General features: G+C 59.9%; 5 protein-coding genes. 4 read left to right on the forward strand and 1 reads right to left on the reverse strand.

Features of this window, described 5'->3' with window-relative positions:
- From KF784_19385 to KF784_19395, 3 genes are all read left to right on the forward strand, one after another.
- Positions 1-2,145 (forward strand): aldo/keto reductase (locus KF784_19385; GenBank protein MBX3121229.1); only part of this gene is annotated, 2,145 nt, incomplete at its 5' end.
- 74 nt (positions 2,146-2,219) lie between these two features.
- Positions 2,220-2,795 carry an OmpA family protein gene (locus tag KF784_19390; GenBank protein ID MBX3121230.1) on the forward strand — a complete coding sequence of 192 codons (576 nt, stop codon included), beginning with the start codon at positions 2,220-2,222 and terminating at the stop codon, positions 2,793-2,795.
- A gap of 210 nt (positions 2,796-3,005) precedes the next feature.
- Positions 3,006-3,389, forward strand: coding sequence for a CBS domain-containing protein (locus KF784_19395; protein MBX3121231.1), 384 nt, complete (start codon positions 3,006-3,008; stop codon positions 3,387-3,389).
- Between the two features lie 235 nt (positions 3,390-3,624).
- On the opposite strand, the gene KF784_19400 is transcribed toward KF784_19395, so the two are convergent.
- On the reverse strand, positions 3,625-4,314 hold the full coding sequence (locus KF784_19400) for a response regulator transcription factor (protein ID MBX3121232.1): 690 nt from the start codon (positions 4,312-4,314) through the stop codon (positions 3,625-3,627).
- A 259-nt stretch (positions 4,315-4,573) separates the two neighbouring features.
- On the opposite strand from KF784_19400, the gene KF784_19405 reads away from it, so the two are divergent.
- A partial coding sequence (locus KF784_19405) for a hypothetical protein (protein MBX3121233.1) occupies positions 4,574-6,004 on the forward strand: 1,431 nt, incomplete at its 3' end.

The raw sequence follows: 6,004 nt of genomic DNA on the forward strand, positions 1-6,004 counted from the left end.
GCCGACTTCGCCGACGCGCAGCAGGGCGGATTTTTTACCACCGCAATCGGCCACGAAGCGTTGATCCTGCGCAGTCGCGAAGGACCAGATGGAGCCACGCCGAGCGGGAATGCCGTTGCCGCTTCCGTGCTGGCGCGCCTGTCCTATCATTTCGCACGAGACGACTTCCGCCAGGCTGCCGCCGCTGCTGTTCGAGCCTATGGCCGACAGATCGCGCGCTACCCGCGGGCGTTCGCCAAAAGCTTGATCGTCGTCGACCTGCTCACGAACGGTCCCGTGGAGATTGCCGTCGTCGGTGGCGATGATGCGGCGGGCACCAAGGCGTTGCGCGCCGCCGTGAATCGGATCTACATACCCAATCGCGTGCTGGCCCATCAGGCCATGTCCGATGCTGTCACTGCACATCCCCTGCTGCAGGGCAAAACGCTGGTCAACGGTCAGCCTGCGCTCTATGTCTGCCGAAATTTCTCCTGCCGTCGGCCGATCACCGATCCGGCGGAACTCCCCGCCTTGCTCGATGCGCCGCAACAGGCCGCAGCGGCAACCTCGACGCAGAAGGTCTTGAGTGGTTCGTTGCAACCAGGGCATGCCACGGCTCAAGGCACGGCGGCCTATGCCGCACGACACATTCATGCCGCGTCCGGGGCCGGGTCGTTGGCCCATGGATTCGGTCCGTTCGGTGCGACGGGTTTGACGGTGAGCCGCCTGGGGTTCGGCACCTATCGTGTGGGCCTGCGCGAAACGGAACAGCGTGAGGCGTTGATCAAGGCGCTCCGCGCGGGCTGTAATCTGATCGACACCTCCACAAATTACATGGATGGAGAGAGTGAGCAACTCGTCGGCTCGGTCTTGCAGGGATTGATCCGTGCCGGAGACCTTGCGCGGGAAGAAGTGGTCGTGGTGTCGAAGATCGGGTACGTCCAGGGGCAGAACCTGACGCAGGCGCAAGCGCGGGAAAAGTCCGGCAAACCCTATCCCGAGATGGTGAAGTACGGCGACGACATCTGGCATTGCATCCATCCGGATTTTCTGGCCGATCAATTGACGGTGTCGCTGGATCGGTTGGGCCTGGCCACGCTGGATGTCTGTCTGTTGCACAACCCGGAGTACTTTCTCTCCCATGCCACGAAGCTCGGCGGGACCGAAGCGCGTCCGCTGCCTGAACTCCGTGTCGAATTCTATCGGCGGTTGCAGCGGGCCTTCGAGTATCTCGAAGGGCAAGTCCAGGCTGGTCGGCTGCGCGGGTATGGCGTCTCGTCGAACACCTCCACTGCCGGAGCGGACGAACCCGGCGCGACTTCCCTGTCCCGTATGATCGACGCGGCCACGTTGGCCGCACACAAGGTCGGTATCTCGTCCCATCACTTCACCGTCTTGCAGTGTCCGATGAATCTCTACGAATCCGGCGCGGCTCTGGTCGCCAACACCGGCCCCGGCAACGGCAGAACGTTGCTGGAGGAAGCGATGCAGGCGGGCATTGCCGTCTTGGTCAATCGTCCCTTGAATGCGATGCCGGCTCAGCGCGGCGGAGTCGTCCGGTTGGCCGATGTGTCGGTACCGGCAGCCGAGGCAACCGTCGAGGCGCAGAGAGACAAGGTCGCGGCGCTTGAAGAGGAGTATCGTACGAGTCTCGCGCCGGCGGTGACGCACAGCGGACAGGGCATGCTCCCGAGTGACTTTTTTCGATGGGCCGATGAATTGACCCGCATTCGTACGCAGGTCCAGGGACTCGAACATTGGGAACAGATTGAACAGCACATGATCGCGCCGCATGTGAACCAAGTGCTGCGCGCGTTAGCGGAGGCATTCACCGGTACCGTGGCGGAGCAATGGGAATCCTGGCGGGATCGGTATGTGCCTGAACTGCTCGCGCTCTTGAGAGGTCTGCAACGGGAAGCGGCGGAGCGCAGCCGTCTGCGTACCGAAGACTTGCATCGTACGCTCAATCCCCTGCTGCCGGAGCCGAGGCGCGCGGCGACCTTGTCGCAGAAAGCCTTGTGGGTGCTACGCAGTACTCCCGGTGTGACCTCGGTGCTTGTCGGCATGCGTTCGCCGACCTACGTAGACGATGCCTTCCAGATGCTGCAATGGGACACCGTGTCGCAGCCGCAGCATGTCTACGAGACCTGCGCCGGAAAGAAGTAGCTTGCCTCGTTTGCTCGATTTGATTATTCTGTGCCTCATTCGATCCACGAATCCACTCTGCGCCGGAGGTTTCCATGAAATGTTTGCGCCCGTTCGCCCTGCTCGGTCTGTGTGCCGTCGCTGCCCTCCTGTTCCTTGACGGCTGCGCGAGCAAAGCGGGAACCAGCGGAGGAAAGACGGTGACGCCGTCCAAGCCGCGTGTCGAGGAGCAGGTGGCCGCCGCACCGGTCCAGGAAATTCCCCCCCCGCCGGAACCGACGCCCGTTCCGTTGCGCTCGGTGGAGATGGCCGCACGCAACGCGACCGGAGAGCACAATATTCCCTTTCCCGATGTGTTGTTCGACTTCGATCAATACGTATTGCGCGACGATGCCCTGACTGCGGTGGAGGACAATGCCAAACGCTTGAGAGACCACCATGTCACCAAGGTGCTCCTGGAAGGCCGCTGCGACGAAATCGGCACCTCGGAATATAATTTGGTGTTGGGTGAACGGCGCGCCCTCTCGGTCAAACGGTACTTGGAATCGCTGGGCATGAGTCAACTGCAGGTCGATGTCACGAGTTACGGCAAGGATCGCCCCTTGTGTTTGCAGCACAACCCGGTCTGCTGGCAGAAAAATCGGAGCGTCCACTTCGTCGTCAAAGAGTAGCGCCTCGTTCGTGAAGGTTCCGTCGATGGCGGCATGCACCGAACCCGGTCATGCCGCCGCGTTCGTTCTCTTCCCTTCGCAGACGTAACACACAATTTACGATCGTCTAACCTGCCTGGAACGCGGAGCGCGTATCGTCCTGTGTCAACCATCGGTTCTGGATGCGGAGGTATCGGACCGGGTGGGAAACAGATCAGGGAGGTTATGCGTATGGTTACAGTCAGTCAGTTGATGACGACACAGCTGGTGACGGTCCCGGTCGGCACGTCGGCGGCGGACGCCGCCAGAGTCATGAATGAACGGCATGTCGGGAGCGTGTTTATCGAGCAGGACGAGCGTGTGGTCGGCATTGTGACGGAGTCCGACATCGTGCGCAAAGTCGTCGGAGAGAATCAGCCGGTGCATTACGTGCCGGTGGAATCCATCATGAGCAGCCCCGTCATCAGCCTGGATGAGCGTCGCTCGATCACCGAAGCGGCCGATCTCATGCAACATCACCACACGAGGCATCTGGGTGTGTTAAAGAGCGGCGCGATCGTCGGCGTGCTCTCGGTTCGCGATCTGTTGCAGCCGGTGTCGGTGGACGAGTTTTAACTCGCCACCGCATCGAGGCTCTCCATCGACGGTGTCCCGACTCCAGGCTCGTCGGACTCTTCCCCTATTCGTTTCCATCATCCGGTCTCTCCCCTACCCTGGCGGCTCGCACTACTCTCTCCTGCCGTTCGGGCACATGTCTCGGACATCGTTCACGCTCACGAGGCGATGCGCAAGCGGCAGTCTGTGGCCGGATCGGCGGTACGGGCAAATTTGGCGAGTCGAACGACGCGCGTTAGGACGCCTGGAGCTTGTACCCGATGCCTCGAATCGTGACGACGAGTCGGGGCTTGGAGGGATCCGCCTCGATCTTCTGACGCAGGGAGTGAATATGGACATCCAGCGCATGTTCTTCGAGGGCGTAATCTTCTCCCCAGACGCGATTCAACAATTCCTGTCGGGACAGCACAACGCCGGGCGAGAGCAAAAACTGATGAAGGATACGAAATTCTTTCGGCGTGAGCTCGACCAGTGTTCCTCCGACCTTCACCTCATGGCGCGCGGTATCCATCGCGAGGCTTTGGGCACGAAGCACAGATGGAGCGGCCGCCGGCATCTGTTGTCGACGCAGGATCGCCCGGATATGCGCCAGCAGTTCTCGGGAGTGCGGAGAACAAAACACGAGGTCGAATCCGGACTCCAACTCGGTGAGGCATTCATCTTGGCCGCAGGATTTGTCGAACGGTTGCAGAACAATGATGGGGACGGTAGAAGGAAACTGATCTCGACGGCCGCCCTCCGTCACGAGGAGCTGTCGATCCAACAGAATCAGGACCGGACGCCGCTGCCGAATCTCGCTGAGCGCGGAGGCGATGGTCGTCACCACGCAAGTCGGATAGCCGTTCATCTCGAGCCATTTCCCCAGCAGGCCGGTCGCTGCGTGGTCGGCGCTCACCAACAGCAGCATGTTCTCCCTGTCGGTCATGTGTCTGAACCCTCCTGTATCGCGATCGACTATGGCCCCGCGAGATTGTTCGACGGTAATCGACATGTTACGTGCGCGTAAATTTTTCCGTCGTCCGACTCTTCCCAATGGCTGTTTACATAGTCTTAACCAGGCGGTGACAGGGCTGTCACGAAGCGCACCGATAGTGCGCCCGTGAAATCGTCCGGTTTTCTTACCAGTACTGCGGGCGAAGATCACGCGCCACACGGTACAAGCATCACACTAGGAGGAGGCTTGAATGAAGTACGGGGGGATGTGTGTGTTACAAAGGTCTGCGGCGACGATCGGTATCGCCGGCGCGCTCCTGTTCGGGCCGTTGCAAACACCGGCCGGTGCGAGCGACGTCGCGCCGACGGTAGTCGCCCAAGGGCCCGTTCGATCCAGCCAGGCGCTCTCGGCTATGGAGGCGGCGCCGCAGGCGATACCCACGGCGAACAGCACCGACCGGGAAACATCGGGACAGCGCCTCTCAATCGAGAGTACGTCTCTTGAAAGTCTGTTGCTCGAGAAGGGGGTGATTACCCAAGAAGACTGGATCCGCCTCAAGGCCGAAGAGGAACGTCGTATTTTCGAGCAGTCGGCAGAATTGCAGATGGCCGGCAACCCACGTTGGTACGAGCGCATTCGCATCACCGGCTACATGCAGTTTAGATACAACATGGGCGCGACCGACCGACGGTTTGATTTGCCATTGAACGATAGTTTTGGTGATCAACAGGCGAACGAATTTTACGCCAGACGACTCCGGCTCGTTTTTCAGGGGCAGGTGTCTGAACGCGTCGCGTTCTTCACACAGTTCGCCCTGGAAGGCGGTCAGCAAGAATTGTCGAATAGAGAAATCATCGACGCCTATTCTGATTTTTATATCACTAAGGACAAGGAGCATCGGATCCGGTGGGGCCTCCATCGTGTTCCCAACTCCTTCGATACCTACCGTTCGAGCACCAACCGCCAGGAAATGGACCGACATGAATCGGTACAGAGTGGCGCGCCGGGGGAAAGAGATTTAGGTGTGGCCTACTACTGGAGCCCGAAAGTCGCGCAGGAGCGGTTCGCGCAACTGGCAGCCTACCATAACGGCCCTGGCGACTATGGTGTCTTCGGCGTCATGGTCTACAATGGTCAAACCAGAAATCGTTTGGAGTTAAACCACGATAAACATATCGGAGCCAAGTTGGCCTATCCGTTCCAGTTCAAAAACGGACGGCTGCTCGAAGCCGGCGTCCTCGGCTTCCACGGAGTGTTTGCCGTGCAGGGAGCGAGTCAGCCGAATGTTGCGAGTGCGGCCAGATGTATCAGCCCGCTGACGTCGGAAGGTGGTTGCGATATCAAGGATCAGCGGGTCACAGCCTATGTCTGGACTCCGCCACAACCCTGGGGACTCTTGGCTGAGTTCACTGTGGGGCGAGGCCCGAAACGAAACGCGCAAACCAACTTCATCGAAGAGAGCAGCGTTGCGGGTGGGTATGTCCAAGGGTATTACACGTGGCGTTACTCCGATGTCGGCATGCTGACGCCGTATGTGCGATACGGTGAGTACTATGGCGGGTTCAAGTCATTGAACGGAGCACCGGATGGACAATCCAGGACATGGAATCTCGGTTTGGTGTGGGAACCTGACACCCACTTCCGTCTTACGGCAGACTGGGTCTTTAAAAACGGTCTGAAT

The organism is Fimbriimonadaceae bacterium, assembly GCA_019638775.1.
Taxonomy (GTDB): domain Bacteria; phylum Armatimonadota; class Fimbriimonadia; order Fimbriimonadales; family Fimbriimonadaceae; genus JAHBTD01.

Excerpts from the sequence above, each read along its gene's own strand:
- KF784_19395 (MBX3121231.1), top strand. The coding sequence starts at position 3,006 with ATGGTTACAGTCAGTCAGTTGATGACGACACAGCTGGTGACGGTCCCG.
- KF784_19400 (MBX3121232.1), bottom strand. The coding sequence starts at position 4,314 with ATGACCGACAGGGAGAACATGCTGCTGTTGGTGAGCGCCGACCACGCA.
- KF784_19390 (MBX3121230.1), top strand. The coding sequence starts at position 2,220 with ATGAAATGTTTGCGCCCGTTCGCCCTGCTCGGTCTGTGTGCCGTCGCT.